Genomic DNA, 21,996 nt, shown 5'->3' on the forward strand with positions numbered 1-21,996 from the left:
TATGAAGGCTTTTTTAACCCCCACGATCCTTGCTACTAGCATTGCCTCTGGCCTATTTTTTTCTTCAATACTTGCCGCTGCACCTTGGGTCGATGCCTCTGATATTTATCTTAGAGCGGATATTCAAGCGTTGGCCGATGCGGGTGTGATCACTGTTCCTGTGAATACTTATCCCTTGATGTGGTCAGGAATTGGCGGTGATCTAGCGAAAATTGAGCCTGAACTGCTGTCGCCTTCTTTAGTACAAGCTTATGCTCGGGTTAACTTTTATTATCAAAGTGCCGTCGATAATCGCGGTAATGCGAGGGTTAAAGTCTCGGGCGCGACCGATCCGGCTCGTTTTCAACACTATGGCTCCGACTATCGCGAGAAAGGTGAAGTGCTGGGCTCCTACGAGTATTTAGGGTCACGTGTTGCCTATAAGGCGACGGTGGCAGAAACCTATGATCCGCAAGATAATAAAAATTTTCGCCTCGATGAGTCATATTTTGCCATCATTTTAGGTAATTGGATTGCGACCTTAGGTTCGGTTGAACAGTGGTGGGGGCCTGGATTTGACTCTGCATTGCACCGTTCTAATAACGCTCGCCCTATGCAGTCGCTAACGCTGAGCCGCAATAATGCCGCAGCCTTTGAAACGCCTTGGTTATCTTGGATTGGTCCTTGGACATTTAAAACCGGATTAAGCTTAACGGAAGTTGATCGTGCTGTGCCTAAAACGGCTGAGTGGGATATGCGCTTAAGTGCAAGACCGATTAAGCAGCTAGAAGTGGGTCTGTCGTGGTCGACATTGTTTTGTGGAGAGGGCCAAGATTGTAACTTCAATTCTTGGTGGGATTCGGTTGCCAGTAATTCAGTTTGCCTCGATGGTACAAGTAATTGCACGCCAGATGAGCGCCGCGATGCAGGCCATAGAACCCAAAGTATCGATATGCGCTATACCAGCTCTTTGCAGGATATTCCTGTGGGATTATATCTCGAACATAGTTGTGAGAATGGCAGTGACTGCGGCTCACTTTGGGGGATTGATACCCATTTTGGCACATCGGGTAAGCAGTTTAAGCTGTTTATGGAATATTCAGACACCTATGTAAAATGCGATGGTGATAGTGCCAATTGTTTCTATGAAGATCCTGTCTATCTGAGTGGTTCTCGTTATTATGGCCGTGCTTTAGGCTCAACCTATGATAGCGATGCTCAAACGTTTGTGGTGGGATTAGTCGGCCAGTTTAGTAACAGCCGAGGTTTTACCTCTTTATTGCGTTATGCGAAGTTGAATAAAGATGGCACTAATGTGGCGAGCACTTGGGCGCCACAACCACCGAAGGAAGATTTGTTGATGCTTGAGCTTTCTTACCGTATGCCTGTATGGAAAGGCATGTGGAGCTTAGGTGGAACGGTATCGAGATCGGAATTTGATGTTCAAGAAAATGATACTAATGCCACGCTCTTTAGCAGTTTTGAGTATCGCTTCTAACATTCATGACTAAAGCAAAGGCCTGCATTCTTGCAGGCCTTTTTGTTTGGCTTTTGGACACAAAATTATTTGTTATAGAACTGGCGATACCAGTCCACAAATTGTGCGACCCCAGTATTAATATCCATCAATGGCTTATAGCCAACGGCATCAAATAGGTCACTTGTGTCGGCCCATGTCGAATGCACATCGCCAGGCTGCATCGGTAGCAGGTTCTTGTTCGCTTTAATGCCTAAGGCATCTTCTAGCGCTGTAATAAAGTCGAGTAACTGCACTGGGCTACCATTGCCAATATTAAAGACGCGATATGGCGCGCTGCTGGTGGCTGGCGTGCCAGCTTCTACTGTCCAGTCCGTATTTGGGCGAGGTGGTTTGGCTTGTACCCGAATGATTCCCTCAACAATATCATCAATATAGGTAAAGTCTCGACTGAGGTCGCCATGGTTATACACATCGATCACTTCACCTGCGAGTATGGCTTTGGTGAATTTAAATAAAGCCATATCGGGACGGCCCCAAGGGCCGTAGACGGTAAAAAAGCGCAGACCTGTCGTCGGTAATTGATATAAATGTGAGTAAGTGTGCGACATCAATTCATTGGCTTTCTTCGTGGCGGCATAGAGCGAAATGGGATGATCTATGCTGTCTTCAGTGGAGAAGGGCATTTTCTGATTTAATCCATATACAGACGAAGATGAAGCATACACGAGATGCTCAATCTTATGGCGACGGCAACCTTCTAAAATAGTGAGATGGCCAATTAAATTACTGTCGGCATAGGCTAACGGATTGTCGAGCGAGTAACGCACACCTGCTTGAGCTGCCAGATGAATAACGCGTTGAAATGCATGCTGGGCAAAAAGCGCAGCAATACCTTCTCTGTCTGCGAGATCGAGTTTAATAAAATGGAAATTATCTAAAGTTTGTAAAAGGTCTAAACGTGCCAATTTGAGATTGACGTCGTAATAGTCATTGAGGTTATCAATGCCGATAACTTCATGGCCAAGCAAGCAAAGGCGTTCACTGACTTTGGCGCCGATAAAACCCGCAGCGCCTGTGACTAAGTATTTCATTTATGACCTTTATTTAAAGTGTATTAATCATGGTGAAATAGATCTCGGGTATAGACTTTATCCGCAACATCATTGAGTTCATCAACCATACGGTTGGAGACGATCACATCACATATTGACTTAAATTCAGTTAAGTCTCTCATCACGCGAGATTTGAAAAAGTAATCTTCTTTAAGTACAGGCTCAAACACGACGACTTCAATGCCTTTCGCTTTAATGCGCTTCATCACGCCTTGCACTGCTGAGGCGCGGAAATTGTCTGAATCGGCTTTCATGATCAAACGATAAATTCCTACACATTTTGGCTGCTTACGGATAATAGCGTCGGCGATAAAGTCTTTGCGTGTGGTGTTTGAGTCGACAATGGCACTGATTAAATTGTTTGGGACATCATTGTAGTTAGCCAGTAATTGCTTAGTGTCTTTCGGAAGACAGTACCCACCATAGCCAAAAGAAGGATTGTTGTAATAATCACCAATACGCGGATCGAGGCTAACCCCCTCAATAATCTGGCGAGTATTTAATCCTCGACTCTCTGCATAGGTATCGAGCTCGTTAAAGTAGGCGACCCGCATGGCAAGAAATGTATTAGCAAATAACTTAATCGCTTCGGCTTCGGTGCTATCGGTCAGCAAAATAGGAATATCTTGCTTGATTGCCGCCTTGGCTAAAAGGTCTGCAAAGACTTGGGCACGCGCCGAGCGTTCACCGACGACGATCCGTGAGGGATGAAGGTTGTCATACAAGGCTTTACCTTCGCGTAAAAACTCTGGAGAAAAGAGTATGTTGTCGCTCTTAAACTTGTGCCTTAATGCTGCTGTATAACCGACGGGGACAGTCGATTTGATGATAATCGTCGTATCAGGATTAACAGCGAGTACATCACGAATGACGCTTTCAACCGAATGGGTATTAAAATAATTAGTCTGAGGATCGTAGTCTGTTGGAGTCGCAATAATCACAAAGTCAGCCGATTGAAAGGCCACATTTTCCATTGTTGCATTTAAATTCAACGGTTTGTTTTGCAGATAGTCTTCGATTAATTCATCGACCACAGTGGATTTACGCTCGTTAACTTGCTTGACACGTTCAGGAACTAAATCAATTGCAGTGACTTGGTTTTGCTGCGCCAATAAGACGGCATTTGATAGGCCCACATAGCCCATCCCAACAACAACAATTTTCATAAATGGCTCGGATGTCATATCTATACGCTTAGATAAAATAACATAACTTCATCGAAAAAAGGCGTAATTCATTGAAAACGACAGTTCCAAATTAAGTGCTCTCTCTTGTCTTTTCGCTAGCTTACAATTCCATGTAAGCATTCTGTTTAAGTGATAATCCCTATTTGTCCCAATTTTAATTTTGCAATAATCATGTGATACCGTATTTGTGGTCATAAAGTTGTGGAGTGTTGAATTGATCTCTATTGTGATCCCCGCTAAAGATGAGGTGGGCAATATTGGCCCCCTGATGGAAGAGATATGCCAAGCCCTCCAAGGTTTGACTGAGTTTGAAATCCTTGTCGTCGATGATGGCAGTCAAGATGATACCTTTGGTGAAGTGATGCGTACCGCAGCTGAACAGCAATGTGATGCGAAAGCGATTCGCCATGAGCGTAGCACAGGGCAGAGTACCGCTATTTCGACTGGCGTTTTGCACGCACGCGGCAAATATATTGTGACCTTAGATGCCGATGGTCAAAATGATCCCGCCGATATTCCTGCCATGTTTGCCCAGTTGCCTCAGATCCAAGCCGAGCACTTCTGTATTGCGGGCTACCGTAAAAATCGTAAAGACACCGCTTGGAAGCGATTCCAGTCTCGCTTTGCGAATAAGGTTCGCGATGCGCTTCTGCACGATGGCGTGCCTGATACGGGCTGCGGCCTTAAGTTAATTCCCCGTGAAACCTTCCTTCGCTTGCCCTATTTCGACCATATGCACAGGTATATTCCTGCTTTAGTGCGGCGTATGGGTGGTGAGATTTTTATTTCGGTGGTGAATCATAGAGATCGTCAAGTGGGTATCTCTAAGTACACGGCTTGGAATCGTGTCTGGGTTGGTATCGTCGATATTATGGGCGTGATCTGGCTTGGGCGCAGAGCCAAAGTCGCCAAGGTTGCACGCAGTGAATCGAACTGGCGCGACTAAGATGAAGCGACTCTATAAGGCGATATTTATCGTCTGTATTTTGTTGGTGTTGATGCTTGCCGCCCAACAGGGATTATTCGAGCACGTTACCGATAGCAACTGGGTCGCGCATTTTATTGCTGATAAAGGCAGGTTTGCATTTTTAGTGTTGTTAGCTATTGGAGCCTTGTTTACCGCTGTGGGTGGTCCAAGACAAGTCATCGCCTTTGTTTTTGGTTTTGCTTTGGGTGGCATCTATGGTGGGCTGTTTTCGACCCTAGCTGCCTTACTGGGCTGTGTACTGGCCTTTTATGTGGCGAGATTAACTATCCGCAGCAGTTTACAGCGCCGCTTTGGCCCTAGGTTGCAAAAGTTTGAAGCTCTTATCAGCGACAAAACCTGGTTGAAAGTGCTGATGATACGCTTACTGCCCGTCGGCAGTAATTTACTCACCAATCTGTTTGCTGGTGCAACTCATGTTCCTGCGCGTGGCTTTATGCTGGGCAGCGTATTAGGCTATTTACCGCAGATGTTGATTTTTAGCTTTGCGGGCGCGGGTATAGGTTTATCGGATCATCATCAGCTAGGGATTAGTATCGGATTATTTATCCTATCAAGCGTGATTGGCGCGTATTTGTACCGTTCAAGCCTGCGTAAACAGGTCGATGAATTGGAAATCGAAGCATAAGGATTCAGGATGGAAGCTCTTAGTCGTCGTTTCAATAGTCAGGATTACTACCAAGTACTCTGGCCTTTGCTCTTGATAAGCTTGCTGATTTTGCTGGTGGGAGTGGGATTTCGATCCCCTTGGCCTGCAGATGAGCCGCGGTTTGTGGAAGTCGCACGGGAAATGGTGTCTTCGGGACAATGGTTATTTCCTACCCGTGGCGGCGAGTACTACCCTGATAAACCCCCGGTATTCATGTGGGCTATCGCGCTATTTTACCAGCTGACGGGTTCCCTTAAGCTCGCTTTCCTCCTCCCTAACGCCTTGTGCGGCCTGTTGACTGTGTTCCTGGTTTACGATCTTGGCTCCAGATTGTGGAATGTACGTGTTGGCCGCAATACCGCGCTGTTACTGTTAATTGTGCCGCAGTTTTTAATGCAGGCTAAAAATGCCCAGATCGATGCTATGGTGATGTGTTGGATTACTATGGGATGCTACGGCTTGATCCGCCACTTTATGCTCGGTCCCCATTGGCGTTGGTATTTTGTTGGCTGGGCATTTATGGGGCTAGGGGTGATCACTAAGGGCGTCGGCTTTTTGCCTTTATTAATGCTGATCCCTATTGGTATTTATGCCGTTAAAGACAAAAGCCGTTTTCAAGGTCGTTTAACTTGGTTATGTCTTGCTGGGCCTTTGGCTATGCTTGCCGTGATTGCCTGCTGGTTGGTGCCCATGGTGCTGACAGTGCAAGCCCATGGCACGCCTGAACTTGTTGCTTATCAAAACAACATCTTGTTTAAGCAAACCGGTGAGCGTTATGTCAACGCTTGGCATCATATTAAGCCTTGGTATTTCTTTGTCTTAAGTGTCATTCCTTGGATGTGGTTCCCTATTTCGCTGCTGGTGGTTGCTTACTGGAAACAATGGGTGCAGAAGGTGAAGGCCGATCCTACTATTGCAATTCTGTTGATTTGGGTGGCACTGGTTGTGTTGTTTTTCAGTATCAGTCCGGGTAAGCGTAATGTGTATATTCTGCCGGCTTTGCCTATGTTGGCGCTGGCGGCCTCAGCGGTGTTAACGGGTGTTGCGCCTAAAGTGTGGTTTGAAAAACTCGTCAGCGGATTACTGTGGTTTTTAGGTGGAGTAGTCTTGCTGGCGGGTGTGCTTGCGCTTATTCATTATCCTGCATTGGTTAAAGCGCTTGCCGACTATACTGATGATTTAACTGGTATTGGCTACCTATTTATCCTGCTTGGTCTGCTCTGGTTCCTGCTGCTTTGGCTCGCCCGTAAACAGTTTGCTCTCGTTAAGATGGGGATTGTCTCTGCCTTAGGCTGGGTGCTGATCAGTACTTGGGGGTATTCTATGCTCGATGAAATGCGCACTCCTAGAAGCTTGATGCTGCATACGGCGGAGATGATTGGCGAGGACGCTGAGCTAGGCCTAGTGAACTTTAAAGAGCAGTTTATTTTGTTCTCTCCCATGAGTGTGACGCACTTTAGTTATCTTGCTTCGGTTGAGGAACAAGAGCGTAATGCATGGCAATGGATGCAGGAAAATAAACAACGTTATTTATTAGTGCCGAGCGGGGCTGAGCTGAGTTGTTTCGATATTAAAGGCGGCAAGAGCATGGGAATGGCCCATCGTGATGAGTGGATTTTGTTATCGGCCACTGAGCTAAAGCCGCAGTGCGAAAAGCCTAAACGCGAATATCGTTACTTTACCGATCATCCTGGGAGCTGGTTAAAAGAGTAACCAATATAAAGAATAAAATGCCTGCAATTGTAGGCATTTTTACGGCGATTAGCGAGTGATAGTTAGCGTGTCTGGCAAATGCCACAGAATACTGTGGTGCGCTGGCCTAAACGGATCTCACTCAGTAGGTTACCGCAGCTGGTGCAGGTTTCACCGCCGCGACCGTAGACATGCAGTTTTTGGGCGAAGTAGCCCGGCTTGCCATCGGCATTGGTAAAGTCTTTCAGCGTAGTGCCGCCTTGTTTAATGGCGTGGGCTAAGATTTGCTTCACTTCGGCGACTAAAACGGTCAAGCGCTCGATATCGATTTTACCTGCCTCGGCTTCTGGGTGAATGCCCGCCGCAAACAGGGCTTCATTGGCGTAAATATTACCCACTCCCACCACGATATGATTATCCATCAGGCAGAGTTTGATGGCCTTTTTCTTGCCCGCTAAAGCTGCCGCTAATTGTGTGACATTAAAAGCATTGGTCAGCGGCTCTGGCCCCAGTTTGGCGAGTAATGGATGGGCTTCTTCTGGGAGTTCACACCATAGCCAAGCACCGAATCGTCTCGGATCGTTAAAACGTAAAATGCGGCCATTGGCGAGCACTAAGTCGATATGGTCATGCTTTTCCACTGGGGTATCGTGGGGCAAAATCCGTAAACTCCCGGACATGCCTAAATGCACTATGCTCGTGCCCGCATCAGTGTCGATTAACAGATATTTAGCACGGCGTCGCACTTGGCGTATGACTTGGCCGATAATTTGTTTGGCGATGTCAGGCACTGGCCAGCGCAGCGAACCATTGCGGATCACAAGATCAACCACGGTTTGCTCGACAAGGAAGGGTGCAATACCCTGACGGGTGACTTCAACTTCTGGTAATTCCGGCATGGATTCTTTCTTATCTTAAGTAAAATGGGGCGGCATTAAGCTGCGGGTTTCGCATCGAGGATCGGTTGCAGTTTAGCTCGTAAACTCGGAGGCACTAAATACCAATTGCCTGCGGGAGACTTTAAGGCGCCTTCATTGGGGAAATAGATCCACAGCTGAGCATCGCGGACATCTGCAATCTGAATGACTAATTCTTGTGGATTATCTGTGGTTTCCGGTGCCGCCGTTAAGGGAGACACCCGTATGGTTTGCCACGCCTTTGCCCATTCATCACAGTTGAGGACTGTAGTGTCGCACTCCCATTGTGATGCTTGCTTGTGCAGCCACATCCCATTGAGTTGCAGCTGTGAAAGCGGCGCATTATCGTCAAATAGCAGCTGAGCATCACTCGGAACATTATTGGTCTTGTTATCCATAAAAGTCAGCACGGCGACCATAAAGACACAGGCGACAATAATGACGTTATTCCATTGCTTACGAGTTAATGCCATAGAAATGTGTGACGCTAAGTATGGGGTGATGCTTCGAGTTTATCACGGCCAAATTGAGATGCTAGCCCTTAAGCGATTGAGGGGGGATGCTTAACCGCCAGTGGCGTTCATAAAGCGTAGTATTTGTACCTGATTATTGCCAAAGTCGTGTTGCTTAGGCTTGAGGTTAATGCCCGCGAGAATAGCGGCTTTAAGTCTCTCAATATCTGCGGGAAATTCCCTGACTATGCTTTTGAGATCAACAGCATGCTCATTGCCCAAACACAGCAATAATTGGCCTTCGACTGTGACGCGCACTCGATTACATTCGTGGCAGAAGTTGTGGCTGTGGGGTGAGATAAAACCGATATGGATTGGGCTGTCGGCCATAGTGTAATACCGCGCTGGGCCGCCAGTGCGTTTGCTCGATAGCTGCAGCGGATAGCGGCTTCCGATGATGGCTTTGACTTCATCACTGCTGCAATGACGGGCGCGTTTACGCTCATCTATTTCGCCAAGTGGCATCTCTTCGATAAAGGCGATGTCTAAACGGCGGTCACGGCAGAAATCAACTAAATCAATGACTTCATTATCGTTCTGTTGTTTTAAAATCACCGCATTAATCTTGATACGTTCAAAGCCCGCCGCAATGGCGGCATCGATACCATCGATGACTCTGTCTAACTTGCCGTTACGTGTTAACTGGGTAAACAATGTGGGGTTTAAAGTATCTAGGCTGATATTGAGGCGCTTTAATCCTGCTGCAAACATGGGCTTAGCGAATTTTGTCAGCCTTGAACCATTGGTTGTCATGGACAAATCTGTCAGCCCAGGCAGTTTGCCAAGCAGGCTCACTAGCTGATCGCAATCGGTGCGAACCAAGGGTTCGCCGCCAGTCAGGCGAATTTTAGTCACACCAAGCTCGGTAAAAGCTTGGGCAATCCAAGCTAATTCTTCGAGGTGGAGTACGTGGTCCTTTGGCAGAAAACAGGGATCTTCCGTCATGCAATAGACACAGCGAAAGTCGCAGCGGTCGGTGACCGAGAGCCGTAAATATTCGACCTTACGGCCAAAGGAATCCACCATTAGACTCATAAAAACTCACTGGATCTTAAAGCAGATCCGCAAAGGGTTGAATAAACACAGTTTCACCTGCATTCACGGCTTCTGCATCATCGCCTATGATGATGAGACAATTCCCTTTGACCATTGAACTTAACATCCCGGAACCTTGGTTGCCTGTGCTACTCACGTGCAGGCGTCCATCTTTGCCAAGTTGATAAATCCCGCGAATAAATTCGGTGCGGCCTTGGCGGCTTCGCAGTGTTTCATCACTTATTGCGGGGAATAGCTGCGCTTGCCAGTTCACTTCACCCGCCAATTTTCGCAAAGCGGGCTGCACAAATTGCAGGAAAGTAACCATTACCGCCACTGGGTTGCCCGGCAGCCCGAAGAATAAGCTATCACCGATTTTGCCAAAGGCGAGTGGTCGACCCGGACGCATGCTAATCCGCCAAAAATCGATTTTGCCTAAGCGGGCCAGTACGGTTTTAATGTAATCTGCATCACCGACCGATACACCGCCAGAGCTAATGACGACATCGGCAAGGGTGGCGGCTTTAGCGAGCGTCGCTTCGAGTGCGGTTTCAGAATCTTCGATAATGCCTAAATCGATAACATCACAACCAAGACGTTTCGCCATCGCTTTGATGGTAAAGCGGTTTGAGTCATAGATGCAGTTGGCCTTGAGTGCTTCGCCAGGTTGGCTCACTTCATCGCCGGTGGAGAAGACGGCAACGGTTGGGCGGCGATAAACATTCAAACGATTGAGCCCGAGTGAAGCCAGTAAACCTTGTTCGGCGGCGCTAAGGCGAGTGGCTTTTGCGAGGGCAACTTGGCCTTGGGCGATATCTTCCCCCGCGAGGCGAACGTGTTGCCCCGCCAGAATACGACCGTCGAAGCTAACATTGCCGTCGACTTCTTTCGCTAGTTCACGAGGCTGCACTGTATCGGCACCCACGGGTACAGTCGCGCCCGTCATGATACGCACGGTTTCGCCGACGTTAAGCGTGCCCGAATATTGATGACCGGCAAGGACCTCTCCCACCCGTTTTAAGGTAGCAGGCATGGGGTCTTGATAGAAAAAGGCGTAGCCATCCATCGCCGAATTGGTTTGTTGCGGCACGTCGACGGGAGAAAAACTGTCGCTGGCCAGTACGCGGTTATCTAAGGCGTCTAAGTCAATTTCTTCGACCTCTGCCACGGGTGAAACATGGGATAAAATCTGCGCTAAACCTTGGCTGACGCTGAGGTTTTTGTTGTCGCCTATGGCGCAGGCATCCACGGCTGAAATCGGGTATTGGAGTGGCGCTTCCCAGTTTTGGGCATACTCAATGACAAAGTCGGCAATTTGGCTGACATTGTTGAGATCGAGCCGGAGCAGCTTACTTGGAGGTGCGTCGCTTGGCAGCTGAGTGTCATCGCAACAGGCGATGGCGAGGATATTTTCATCTTGGGTGTAGATAAAAGGTTTGCCGTGGGCGGCGCGGTGCAATTCAATTTTAGGTAAGGCGAGTTTTTTAAAGCCTTCGACGAGGACGATATCGACTTTGTCGGCTTCGATTTGCTTGAGCAAATGGACTAACTCAGGATCGCCATCGCGTGCATCTTCTGTCATCAGCGCCCAGCGCACGTGGGAGGCGACCAGCATTTGCCGCGCACCCGCTTTACGCATTTCGTAACTGTCTTTGCCGGGAATATCCACGTCGAAATTATGGTGCGCATGTTTGATCACGGCTAAGCGCAGGCCACGTTGATTTAATTCGGGGATCAATTGCTTGAGTAAGGTGGTTTTCCCCGTGCCACTGTAGGCACAAAATCCGAGAACGGGAATAGCGAGCGGATTGACGAAGGGGTTACTCATTTGCACCTCTAATTTGGGTTATTGGAGCCTTAGCTATTTGGTAATTTCCATGGCCAGTCGTTGTTTTTGTTCTGGCGTATTCACATTTACAAAGGCATTGGGCTGGTCGGAGAAAGACTCCACAACAAAGTGATGCTTGGCATACCAGAAGTCCACTTTACGCTCACCCGCCTCAAGAAACGCTTTCATCGAGTCACGTAAGCTGGGTTTTAACAGTAAGACGACGGGTTGTTCATATTCACCGTCACTGGCGACGGCGATCTCCGCATCTTCAGCCTTAATCGCTGCCAGCATACGCGGCACAAGGTCGGTTGGTAGCAGTGGGCAGTCGCAGGGCACCACCAATAAGTAGTCTGCATCCGTTTGGCCCATTGCGGTGATCATTCCCGCCAAGGGGCCGAGGAAACCAGTATGTTCATCGCTTATCACCTTAAAACCGAACTCAGCATAACGTGTTTGGTTGCGATTTGCGTTGATCAGGATCTCCTTAACCTGAGGTTTTATTCTGTCTATTGTGTGCTTAATCATGGCTTCGCCGTTTAATTCGACGAGACCTTTATCGTCGCCGCCCATGCGACGCGCCATGCCACCGGCGAGAATAACGGCATCAATTTGCGATGACATATAAAGACTCCTGTGCTGGCAAAGATTCTGGGTGTTGATAAGAGGTCGTCACTCGTTCGCCTTCTATGTGCCACTGCTGTTCGCAGATGGAGGTTAACGCGCAATTCTGATGACTACTCAACAACATACCTGTGCCTTCGTGTTTGAGTTGTTGGATCATTTTTAATACGAGCTCTTGGGAATCCTTGTCCATATTGGAGGTCGGTTCGTCGAGCATTAACAGTTTAGGTTGTAGGATCCAAGCGCGCGCAATGGCGAGCCGCTGTCTTTCGCCGCCAGAGAGATTACTGGCTCTGGCGTGTAGCAGCGACCCTAGCTGTGCCATCTCAATCGCTTGAGTAATACGTTGTTTCGCCTTGGCTTTTGTTTCTGAACTGAAATTCAGCCCATAGGTGAGATTATATTCCACTGTGCCGTCGAACAAATAAGGATGTTGGTGCAGATAAACGGCTTTGCCTAATAAGGGATTGTGTCGCCACCAAGCATTTTTGGCAAAACCCATAGTCTCAATTTTACCCTTAGTTGGCGCCATCAAGCCCGCAAGAATTTTCATCAAGGTCGATTTACCTGTGCCGTTGTCGCCTTGCAGATAAATCACATCCCCTTGGCAGAGCGCTAATGCGTCTGCCTTGAATAACAGGCGCGCACCAAAGGACATCTCTAAGTCTCGGGCGATCAGTTTGACCTTAGTCATTGCTTAATGGCTCCTTGGCATGGCTTTGCCGCGTAAACCACCGAGGGCAAAGTTGAGGATCAAGGCCAAGATTAGCAGCACTAGCCCGAGGGCGATAGCTTGGGCGAAGTCGCCTTTGCTGGTTTCGAGTGCGATAGCTGTGGGTATGTTACGGGTTACGTTTAAAATATTGCCGCCGACCATCATAGAGCAACCCACTTCGGTCAAAATACGACTAAATGCCGCGACAATCGCCAGCAGTAAGGGCATGCGTAGCTCGCGGCAGACTGTCCACACTGCGCGGCACCAAGAGGCACCTAAAGTGCGTGAGGTTTCCCATGCTCTACGGTCAACGCTCGTAAAGGCGGCTTGGCTCATCGCAATCAGTACCGGCGCGCAGATCAACATTTGCCCGAGGATCATGCCTTCTTGGGTGAATAACCATTTTAGATCGCCCAGTGGACCATTGCGGGTGAGCAGTAAATAGACCAGCAGACCGATAACCACAGTGGGGATAGATTGCAGAGTTTGAACTAAGTTAGTGACTATCCATTTGCCGCGAAATGGCGCAAACGCCAGCACAAAGCCGAGTACCATTGAAGGCACCAGCGTGATGAGCAGCGCCGCGAAAGATACCGAAAACGAGATCGAAATGATGGACCAAACGTCGGGGTCTAAAGAAAACAGCAGGCTTAACGCCTGCTGTAATAGTGCTAGCCAGCCGTCGCTCATTCGCTATAAGTTGCCTTGAACAATTGCTCGCCATCAACTTTGAAGTTATTGATCATGCTTTGACCTTCTTTGCTGATCAACCAGTCACTGAACGCTTTAGCGCCTTTGTGGTTTAGATCTGGGTACTTAGCAGAGTTGATCAGGATAACTTGGTATGGGTTGGCTAAGGTTTTGCCGCCATCGAAATCAACACCAAGATCTAGCTTAGTTTTGTAAGCTACAAAAGTACCACGGTCAGACAGAGTGTAACCTTGCATTTCGTTTGCCATTAGCAGGGTTTTGCCCATGCCTTGACCTACTGAAGTGTAACCTTTGAAATCGGGTGTCACACTTGCCGCTTTCCATACTTCTAACTCTTTGATGTGAGTGCCTGAATTGTCACCACGGGAGATAAAAGGTACGCCTGATTTGGCAATTTTCGCGAAAGCTTCCTCGGCATTTTTGCTGTCACGGATTTTTGCTGGGTCATTTTTAGGGCCCAGTACCACGAAATCATTTTCCATGATGCCACGGGGTTCAACACCAAAACCGTCGGCGACGAATTTAGCTTCGGCACTTGGCGCATGAGTCATAACTAAATCCACGTCACCTTGCTCACCCAGTTTCAGGGCTTTGCCTGTACCAGTGGCGATAACTTGAACTTTGTAGCCAGATTCACTTTCAAACTTAGGTAACAGTTCTTTTAATAGGCCTGAGTTTTCAGTGCTGGTGGTCGTGGCTAACTTGATAACTTCAGTCGAGTGAGCGGGTAAAACGGTGAACATACTGGCTGCAACAACCAGGCCCAGTAGTGACTTAATATGAGATTTCATGTTTAGCATGGGTACTCCTTGGCGAAAAATAGGATTCCAACTCAAATGCCTACTGAGTGGAAGGTCTCGTAAATTGTAATACGTTCGGTTGAAAGCAAATTAGATGCCAAGCTGAGAATGCGGTCATTTTCTTCACAGCTTAACCTAATTTGTGAGCTTGATCCCAAGCTTAACAAATACTCTACAGACAAATTGTCTCAGCACCTACTTCCTGTGGTTCATAGTGACCTATTCATCTATTTTCAGTGCTAGAATTGGTCGCAAATGAGTCAAAATGTCCAGAAGCAGACAATATGAGCCAGATAGATAATAACCTCAAGCCTCTTCCATCGGCAGTATCGGTACTGATTGTTGATGATGAACCCGGAATGCGCAGTTTTTTAAATAAGGCACTCTCGAAGAAATTCGCCTTAGTCGAAACAGCGGGCAGTATCGAAGATGCGGAGCAGCTACGTAGCCGCTGCCATTTCGATTTGCTGATCGTCGACATTCGCTTGCCAGGCCGCTCAGGTATCGAATGGCATGAAGCGCTAGATGAGCAGGGTCGTCGTTCGGACATCATTTTTATGACCGGCTATGCCGACATGGAAGTGGCGATTACTGCGCTGCGCGCGGGTGCATCTGACTTCATCATGAAACCTTTCCACCTTGAGCAGATGATGACAGCGGTCGATCGTTGTATCGAACGCCGCCTGCTTAAACGCGAGAATTTGATGCTGCGCCGTGAGGTTTCAATCGGTTACTCATCGACCATAATTGGCAGCAGTGAGGCCATGAAGTCGGTGAAACACATTATCGAACGTGTGGCGCCGACCAATGCTGTGGTGTTGATCCAAGGTGAGTCGGGCACGGGTAAGGAATTAGTTGCACGCCAATTGCATTTGCTCAGTGGACGTCAGGGACCTTTTGTCCCAGTCAACTGTGGATCTATCGCTCCTGAATTGCTCGAAAGTGAACTGTTTGGTCATACCGCAGGTGCATTTACGGGTGCCAAAGGTAATCGTGAAGGTTTATTCAGTTTTGCCTCGGGCGGGACGATTTTCCTCGATGAAATTGGCGAAATGCCACTGAAAATGCAAACGGCATTGCTCAGAGTATTAGAGCAAAAAGCGATTCGCCCAGTGGGCAGCGAGAAAGAAGTGAACATCGATGTGCGAGTGATCGCGGCCACCAACCGCACTCTGATTGATGAAGTGGATGCGGGGAATTTCCGCCGTGACTTATATTATCGACTGAATGTGCTCGATATTTTAATCCCACCATTACGTGACAGACCCGAAGATGTGGTCGAGTTAACCCATCACTTCACCCGTCAACTCGCCGCCGAATTAGGGGTTAGAGAAGTAGTGTGGAGCCATGAGGACATGGTGAAGCTGCAACAACATGAGTGGCCGGGCAATATTCGTGAGCTGCGCAATATGATTGAGCGCTGTATTTTGCTGGGCAAACCGCCGGCGGAATATTGGAAACAACAGCTAAAGAGTGAGTCTTTATCGACATCGGGTTATCCATTGGATTGGCCATTAAAAGAAGTCGAAAAACACCATGTGACCAGCGTTGTGGACTTACATTCTGGCAATAAGTCTGCCGCGGCGAGGGATTTAGGCGTTTCGCGTAAGACCTTAGATCGTAAGTATAAAGAGTGGTTTGATTTCAGCGGCGATCAGGAGTCATAGGGTGTCATTCTTCACTCACTTTTTTGGTGTCAGTTGGCAGCAAATGCAGGCCAAGGTGCGCTATCGCATATTAATCCTGACATTACTGCCTATTCTGCTGACACTGGTGAGTTTAGTGTTTATCACTATTTACTGGAATATCAGTTACACAGGTAAGCAGCTGTTTATGAAGGTTAAAGCTGACTTGTCTGTTGCCGAAAATACCTTGCAGCAAGTGCAAGTTCGCCAAGAAAAACAACTCGAACGTGTGGTAACGTCTTGGACCTTTCAAAATGATTTTAGGCCACTTTTCAGTGGTAAAGAATTAACTGGTGAAGTCATCCACAGAGCCAGTCTCGACGCATTTCTCCTGGAACAGAAAAAACAACTTAACCTCGATTATCTGCGTCTCGTCACTGTCGCCGAAGCGGCCGCTGACCCTGATTTACGGCAGATCCTCCCAAAGATAAACGGTTTATTACCTTATTCCGGCTTGATGGTGTTGCCGCCCGAACGCTTATCTCGCATCGACCCAGAATTAGCGGTCACTGCGAGCATCCCGATAGTCGCGACTTTGCGAGCGCAGAGCCCGACGAAAACCGTTGAAGAACGCGGTTTATTGAGCCGTAGTCTACTGCCCGTGCCAGATATGCAAGGTAAAGTGGCGTGGTATCTGGATGGCGGCATTCTGTTCAATCGTGACATTCGGATTGTCGACCACATTCGTGATCTGGTGTACGACAAGGGCACTTTGCCCGAGCGCTCCATTGGCACTGTAACCATCTTCTTAGATAACATCCGTATCTCCACTAACGTGCCGCTGCACTTTTATCCCACGGGCAACGAGACGCAAGGTCGCGCGCTGGGCAGTTTAGTGTCGGAGGAAGTGAAAGAAAAAGTGTTAACCCAAGGCGAGCAATGGGTCGACCGCGCTTTTGTGTTTAACGATTGGTTTATATCCGCTTATGCTCCCTTGGAAGATATTCGTGGCCAGCGTGTTGGCATGATCTATACGGGGTTTTCTGAGTCACCTTTTATCCATAATTATTTATTAAATATCATAGAGCTGGGCACGATTCTAATGTTGGTACTGCTGGTGTCGGGCTTGCTGGTTTATCGCGGCGCCTATAGCTTGTTGCAGCCGATTGAGCGTATCCACCACGTTGTTCAAGCGGTGCAGTCGGGGCGCAATATTCGTATCGGCGCTTTAGGGTTAGATAGGGATAACGAGTTATCGAACTTGGCCGAGCAGTTCGACAGTATGCTCGATTTACTGCAGCGCCGAAATGCCCAGATCCAAGCGGCGGCAGAGCAGCTTGAAATGAAGGTCGAAGAGCGTACCCGCAGCTTGCAGGACAAAACTTTAGAGTTGCAACGTAACGTGGCGTTACTGAATGAAACACGTCAACAGCTAGTTACCAACGAGAAGCTCACCGCACTTGGCGAGTTGACCGCTGGTATTGCCCACGAAATCAATAATCCGACCGCCGTTATCCTCGGCAACATGGAGTTACTGCGCTACGAGCTTGGCGATAATGCGGAAGTAGTAAAAGAAGAAATTGATCTCGTTATTCAGCAGGTGGGACGGATCAGCACCATTATCCGCAGCCTGTTGCAGTACAGTCGTCCGGGCGAATTTAACGCCCCGCTAGAAATGCATCCGATTACCCCCATTATTGAAGAAATGTTGGTGTTAGTGCGGCATTCGATTCAGAAACAAGAAGTGGTTTTGATCACTGAGTTAAACGCCAGTTGTCCAGTGCAGGTCAATCGACCGCAGTTACTGCAAGTCTTGATTAATCTGGTAGTAAACGCGGCGCATGCGATGGACGGTAAAGGACGTATCTGGGTGCGAACCTATGATTGGGTGCAGCAAGATATGCCGATTGGCGTCAAAATCGAAGTGGAAGATGAAGGTTCTGGGATAGCACCAGAGCAGCTAGGGCGAATTTTCGACCCCTTTTACACCACGCGTAAGGATGGCACTGGTTTAGGGCTTTCGCTCAGTTACGGCATTATTAAACGGATTGGTGGCACGATAGAAGTGAGTTCAACCTTAGGTAAAGGCACGTTATTTACCATAGGCTTGTACCATGAGGCGAAGGAAGATCAGCAAAACAATCCCTACGAGGGCTTACATATTGCGGGCAACTACAGCGACATGTCTGCCGATTAGCTTACCGATGAGTTTTACCGAGTGAGATATGGCTGTTTGTTGTATTCGATTGATTACGTGTCATTAAAATATGGCTGCAGTTGTTAGTTCTGCTTTATGTGGCTTTGCATCACCGAATTTTAGGCAAAAAAAAGCCGGATGATGAATCCGGCCACAAAGAGTGTGTGTGAGCAATGTCGTGCTTGCAAACTCAGGAGCTCCGTAACAACGTCGATTACCAGTCATCGTTGTTAAAGATGAGTTTTGGAACGCACGTTAACGATAATCATTCTCAATCGTGTTTGCAAGCTATTTATTGCAAAAAGTGCACATCTTTACAAATATCGTTTCGCTCTCATCCATTAACGGTTTAGATCGACTTACGTAGATGCAGTTTATGGTCGGTTAAGCTTTTTGGATCGGCGTTGAGCTCGGTAATTAAATATTGATTACTGATCAACAAATTAAGCATCGCAGGGAAACGGTTCATCGTTTTCACCTGAATATGGTTATAACCTTGACGGCGTGCCCAAGTTTCTTGATATTCAAGTAGACTCTGCGCTAAGCCTAAACGTCTAAAGTCGGAGGCAACACCACCTAACCAGCTATAAAAGATGGCCTCTTCTTGCTCGTAACCCAGTTTAAACCCTGCCAATTCACCTTCCACATACGCGACTAAGATCAAACACTGCTTGCCCTGTAAGCGCTGATTTAACACTTCGCTGGTGAGGGGGCGATCGAGTTCAGGGATTTGTTTGCTAAGTTCGATAAGCTGAGTGGCTAACTCGGGAGTCAAACCTGACTCTGCTTTAATTTCGATAGAATACATTGCTTGCTCTCATAAAAAATCAGCCCCACTCGCACGTTAACAGGAGCAGGGCTGAACTATTAACTGGTCAAATTATAACAGGTCTGGCCAGTTGAGTTAATCAGGAAATTGATTCTTGCGGATTGGTGCGCAAAATCTTGTCTTGTAAGACTTTTAGCAGAACTCCGTAGGCAGGCAGGAAAAGACCTAAGCTCACGATCAGCTTAAAACCGTAATCGACAGTAGCGATTTCGGGCCAATTGGCCGCCATAAAGCTATCGGAAGAGGCGTAAAAGGCGATGCTGAAAAACACTAAGGTATCGACCAAATTACCCACTAAGGTCGATGCTGCAGGCGCGACCCACCAAGAGCGGCTCATTCGAAGACGGGCAAAAACCTTAATATCCATTAACTGGCCAATCAAATAAGCAGCAAAGCTGGCGAAGGCGATTCGGAACACAAAGGTATTCCACTCTGCAAGTGAGTCAGCGCCTTGGAAGCTACCCTGATGGAACACGACTCCCATCACGTAGGAAATCATCAAAGCAGGAACCATAGCTTTGAGTATGATGCTACGTGCGGCTTGTTGGCCAAAAATACGGACAGTGAGATCTGTGGCTAAGTACACGAATGGAAAGCTAAATGCGCCCCAGGTTGTGTGGTAACCAAATAGCTGAAATGGCAATTGTACTAAGTAGTTGCTGACGCAAATAATCAGTATGTGGAATCCTACTAATAGGAATAAGGCGCGGCGAAGCTGCGCTGTGGTTAACATTAACATATGTGGCCTTTTTAGTTGTGTAGGGCGGGGTGAGGGAACCCGCTAATTTTCAATTTATTATGTTTACGACAATATCACCGAACATTACCGATCGCAGCGAGGCGAAATCGGGTCGCCATTATAGTGTTCGAGTTTTAAGATGCAAGCCTGCTGTTTAAATGTACGCATAGAATGAAAACTCTTCTACACTTTGTGTACGTCGAAGGAGGATAGCCATGAGACGATTCTTTGCTATTTTTTGCTTACTTTTAGCCGTGTTACCTGTATCCATTTGCGCCGCCCAGCCGATTGTCGTCAATGTAGCGACTGCATCGTGGGATGATTTTGCCAATCGTGATGAAACGGGCTATTACTTCGAGTTACTTCAGCGGGTTTTCCCCGAGCCAGAATGGCAACTCAAAGTGCAGTTTATGCCCTTTGCCCGCAGCCTTTATCTGGTTGAGCATAATCGTACCGATATCACCCTCAGTGTTTATAAGGGAGATACTAAAAAGGCGCTGTTAACTGAGAATACGGTTGAAGTGGATTCTATCGATGTAGCGGTGACCGCCGAGTTAGCGGCGACTTGGACAGGACTTGAGAGTCTATCCCACAAGAGGGTTCAGGCCATGTTGGCCTATCGATACAATATGTTGACTCCCGTGCCCATGTACTACGAAGAAAGTAGCGATATGCTGACTATGCTCAATAGCTTAAATGCAGGGCGCATAGATGCAGTGCTGGATTATAAATCTAATTTGCTTATGTATGTGCCTAAGCTGAAGGCGCTACAAAACTTTGTGATTATTCAAGGCGTACTCAAGGCTGAAACCTATTTCGCCTTCGCGAATACTGAAAAAGGTCAGATGCTGAAACACCATTTTGACCTTGCACATAAACGTTTAATTGATTCGGGTGAACAGGACAGGCTTTACCTTGAAACGCTTGAAAAACGAAGGGTTGATGGTGACAAATAGACCTTAGGCTTATTACATTTCGAACAGAATCGACATGATAGTCGCGAGTTTATTTTCAAGCTCTTGCCACTCAGCTTCGGGCTCTGAACCTGCAATAATTCCCGCCCCCGCAAATAGGTTAATCCGACCCGGTTCGATCAACGCACTGCGGATAGCCACCGAAAACTCACTCTCATACTTATTGAAGTAACCGCAGGCACCTGCGTACCAACCGCGAGTATAACCTTCACGCTGACGAATAAAGTTCAATGCCGAATGCCGCGGCAAGCCACCCACAGCAGGGGTTGGATGCAGAGCTTGCAACAGTTGAAAATCATTTACGCCCGGCTTTAATTCGGCTCGAATCGCGCGGTGCAAATGTTGAATATGATTCAGTTTAAAGATGGTCGCTAATTCATCGGCGCCGACATAATTGCTCAGAGGCGTGAGCATATTTACTATGTGACTACGAACGAGTTGGTTCTCAACGCTATTCTTGTTGTCTTCTAACAAGGCATTTGCCAGCGCAATATCTTCTTCTTGGCTCAGGCCGCGTACTGTCGTACCTGCTAACGCCTCAGTGAATAATTCCTGCTGACGGCGGCGGAATAAACGCTCCGGTGAGCAAGAGATAAAAGTGCGTTCTGGGCTGAATTGAAAGCCAAATTGGAAGCTGTTGGGATTACGTCCCTGCCAGCACGCCAGTACCATCCAAGGATCGATAGGTTCGTTCACTTCAAGCTGAGTTAAGCGGGATAACACCACTTTTGGGGTGTCTTGATTGAACTTTGGCTCGACCACTTGCTCGACTAAGGTCTTCCAGCGTTCAAAATCGGGCTTGTCACTACGGCCAAGAGGAACGATTTTCTTCGGCGGCGAGAGTGGTTTCGCGGGCATCACAGCTTCGATAGCGGCAATGGCCTTGTCGATTTCGCTATGGTGATCATTCTCGGCAAAATTAAGATTCACCAACAGACTAAACTTGCTACCGCTGCGTCTAAATTCAATGCGCGGCAAGATAAAGCGACTATTACCGAACTCTGGCCAAGATTCTATGGTGCGATCGAAGGCAACGCCGCCGTAGTAACGAATATTTTGATTCGTCGATAAGGCTCGCTGCTCTTGGTAGGCCATGGCCAGTTGTTGATCGTTAATGCCGGTTTCAAATCTGAAGTCTTTACATGCCCCAATCGCCGCTACTTCTTCGATTCTGTCGCGCCCATGCCAGTAGATGCGCGGAAATTGCGTCTGCGATGCCAACCATGAAATTAAAGGCATAGCGACAGTATTTAGCGACAACTGCACTATCGGCTCCGTCGGCGGAACTTGCTTTAATTGAATGAGTTTGTCGATGAGAGACTTAAGGTCTTCAGACAGGGCATGAACGGGCAAATAGAACTCCAAAGCAAAGATAAGGGATGAAGGCGAAAGCTGAAGGTCACTCT

20 protein-coding genes are annotated in these 21,996 nt (G+C 47.7%); 7 read left to right on the forward strand and 13 right to left on the reverse strand.

The genetic code is table 11. From position 1 onward, the window contains the following. Position 1 precedes the first annotated feature (1 nt). Complete coding sequence (locus AC5YB3_RS12020) at positions 2-1,477, forward strand: capsule assembly Wzi family protein (RefSeq protein ID WP_259562750.1); 1,476 nt, start codon at positions 2-4, stop codon at positions 1,475-1,477. Between the two features lie 65 nt (positions 1,478-1,542). Here AC5YB3_RS12020 and AC5YB3_RS12025 read toward each other — a convergent pair whose 3' ends face one another. Together AC5YB3_RS12025 and AC5YB3_RS12030 are read right to left on the reverse strand one after the other, a co-directional pair. After that, positions 1,543-2,550, reverse strand: coding sequence for an NAD-dependent epimerase (locus tag AC5YB3_RS12025; protein WP_259562748.1), 1,008 nt, complete (start codon positions 2,548-2,550; stop codon positions 1,543-1,545). Between the two features lie 23 nt (positions 2,551-2,573). Further along, the gene (locus AC5YB3_RS12030; RefSeq protein WP_259562746.1) at positions 2,574-3,737 is read right to left on the reverse strand and encodes a nucleotide sugar dehydrogenase; all 1,164 of its coding nucleotides are present in this window, start codon (positions 3,735-3,737) and stop codon (positions 2,574-2,576) included. Between the two features lie 235 nt (positions 3,738-3,972). Between AC5YB3_RS12030 and AC5YB3_RS12035 the strand changes: the two genes are divergently transcribed. From AC5YB3_RS12035 to AC5YB3_RS12045, 3 genes are read left to right on the forward strand one after another with little or no spacing between them, the layout of a single operon-like run. Then, a complete protein-coding gene (locus AC5YB3_RS12035; protein ID WP_432359007.1) occupies positions 3,973-4,704 on the forward strand; it encodes a glycosyltransferase family 2 protein in 732 nt (243 codons plus the stop codon). Position 4,705: 1 nt separating this feature from the next. Further along, positions 4,706-5,371, forward strand: coding sequence for a TVP38/TMEM64 family protein (locus tag AC5YB3_RS12040; protein WP_259523862.1), 666 nt, complete (start codon positions 4,706-4,708; stop codon positions 5,369-5,371). A gap of 9 nt (positions 5,372-5,380) precedes the next feature. Further along, the gene (locus tag AC5YB3_RS12045; RefSeq protein WP_494525388.1) at positions 5,381-7,105 is read left to right on the forward strand and encodes an ArnT family glycosyltransferase; all 1,725 of its coding nucleotides are present in this window, start codon (positions 5,381-5,383) and stop codon (positions 7,103-7,105) included. A 62-nt stretch (positions 7,106-7,167) separates the two neighbouring features. On the opposite strand, the gene mutM is transcribed toward AC5YB3_RS12045, so the two are convergent. From mutM to AC5YB3_RS12085, 8 genes are all read right to left on the reverse strand, one after another. Further along, on the reverse strand, positions 7,168-7,983 hold the full coding sequence (gene mutM / locus AC5YB3_RS12050; RefSeq protein WP_311998738.1) for a bifunctional DNA-formamidopyrimidine glycosylase/DNA-(apurinic or apyrimidinic site) lyase: 816 nt from the start codon (positions 7,981-7,983) through the stop codon (positions 7,168-7,170). Positions 7,984-8,018: 35 nt separating this feature from the next. Next, positions 8,019-8,474: a hypothetical protein gene (locus AC5YB3_RS12055; RefSeq protein ID WP_259527847.1), complete on the reverse strand. Its 456-nt coding sequence runs from the start codon at positions 8,472-8,474 to the stop codon at positions 8,019-8,021. Positions 8,475-8,564: 90 nt separating this feature from the next. Further along, on the reverse strand, positions 8,565-9,548 hold the full coding sequence (gene moaA, locus AC5YB3_RS12060) for a GTP 3',8-cyclase MoaA (protein WP_494525389.1): 984 nt from the start codon (positions 9,546-9,548) through the stop codon (positions 8,565-8,567). Between the two features lie 16 nt (positions 9,549-9,564). Beyond that, the gene (locus AC5YB3_RS12065) at positions 9,565-11,376 is read right to left on the reverse strand and encodes a bifunctional molybdopterin-guanine dinucleotide biosynthesis adaptor protein MobB/molybdopterin molybdotransferase MoeA (RefSeq protein WP_494525390.1); all 1,812 of its coding nucleotides are present in this window, start codon (positions 11,374-11,376) and stop codon (positions 9,565-9,567) included. Positions 11,377-11,409: 33 nt separating this feature from the next. Further along, complete coding sequence (mobA, locus tag AC5YB3_RS12070; RefSeq protein WP_006084724.1) at positions 11,410-12,000, reverse strand: molybdenum cofactor guanylyltransferase MobA; 591 nt, start codon at positions 11,998-12,000, stop codon at positions 11,410-11,412. Then, positions 11,984-12,694, reverse strand: a complete 711-nt coding sequence (locus tag AC5YB3_RS12075) for an ABC transporter ATP-binding protein (RefSeq protein WP_494525391.1) — start codon at positions 12,692-12,694, stop codon at positions 11,984-11,986. The genes mobA and AC5YB3_RS12075 overlap by 17 nt, the downstream gene beginning before the upstream one ends. A gap of 3 nt (positions 12,695-12,697) precedes the next feature. Next, a complete protein-coding gene (locus AC5YB3_RS12080) occupies positions 12,698-13,405 on the reverse strand; it encodes an ABC transporter permease (RefSeq protein ID WP_006079398.1) in 708 nt (235 codons plus the stop codon). Continuing rightward, positions 13,402-14,226 (reverse strand): ABC transporter substrate-binding protein, encoded by an 825-nt coding sequence (locus AC5YB3_RS12085; RefSeq protein WP_006079399.1) that lies wholly within the window; start codon positions 14,224-14,226, stop codon positions 13,402-13,404. Before AC5YB3_RS12085 ends, AC5YB3_RS12080 begins: the two co-directional genes overlap by 4 nt. Before the next feature lie 284 nt (positions 14,227-14,510). Here AC5YB3_RS12085 and AC5YB3_RS12090 point away from each other — a divergent pair, with 284 nt between their 5' ends. Both AC5YB3_RS12090 and AC5YB3_RS12095 read left to right on the forward strand, forming a co-directional pair. Beyond that, positions 14,511-15,893, forward strand: coding sequence for a sigma-54-dependent transcriptional regulator (locus AC5YB3_RS12090; protein ID WP_006079400.1), 1,383 nt, complete (start codon positions 14,511-14,513; stop codon positions 15,891-15,893). 1 nt (position 15,894) lies between these two features. Next, positions 15,895-18,048: a sensor histidine kinase gene (locus tag AC5YB3_RS12095; protein WP_006079401.1), complete on the forward strand. Its 2,154-nt coding sequence runs from the start codon at positions 15,895-15,897 to the stop codon at positions 18,046-18,048. A gap of 349 nt (positions 18,049-18,397) precedes the next feature. Here the strand turns inward: AC5YB3_RS12095 and AC5YB3_RS12100 are convergent, their stop codons facing one another. Then, positions 18,398-18,856: a GNAT family N-acetyltransferase gene (locus AC5YB3_RS12100; protein WP_494525392.1), complete on the reverse strand. Its 459-nt coding sequence runs from the start codon at positions 18,854-18,856 to the stop codon at positions 18,398-18,400. 100 nt (positions 18,857-18,956) lie between these two features. Beyond that, a complete protein-coding gene (locus AC5YB3_RS12105) occupies positions 18,957-19,616 on the reverse strand; it encodes a 7-cyano-7-deazaguanine/7-aminomethyl-7-deazaguanine transporter (protein ID WP_006079405.1) in 660 nt (219 codons plus the stop codon). A gap of 215 nt (positions 19,617-19,831) precedes the next feature. Between AC5YB3_RS12105 and AC5YB3_RS12110 the strand changes: the two genes are divergently transcribed. Further along, complete coding sequence (locus tag AC5YB3_RS12110; protein WP_494525393.1) at positions 19,832-20,572, forward strand: ABC transporter substrate-binding protein; 741 nt, start codon at positions 19,832-19,834, stop codon at positions 20,570-20,572. Between the two features lie 12 nt (positions 20,573-20,584). Here the strand turns inward: AC5YB3_RS12110 and AC5YB3_RS12115 are convergent, their stop codons facing one another. After that, positions 20,585-21,943 carry an isochorismate synthase gene (locus tag AC5YB3_RS12115; RefSeq protein WP_006079408.1) on the reverse strand — a complete coding sequence of 453 codons (1,359 nt, stop codon included), beginning with the start codon at positions 21,941-21,943 and terminating at the stop codon, positions 20,585-20,587. Positions 21,944-21,996 lie beyond the last annotated feature (53 nt).

It is taken from the genome of Shewanella sp. 1311 (genome assembly GCF_059338235.1).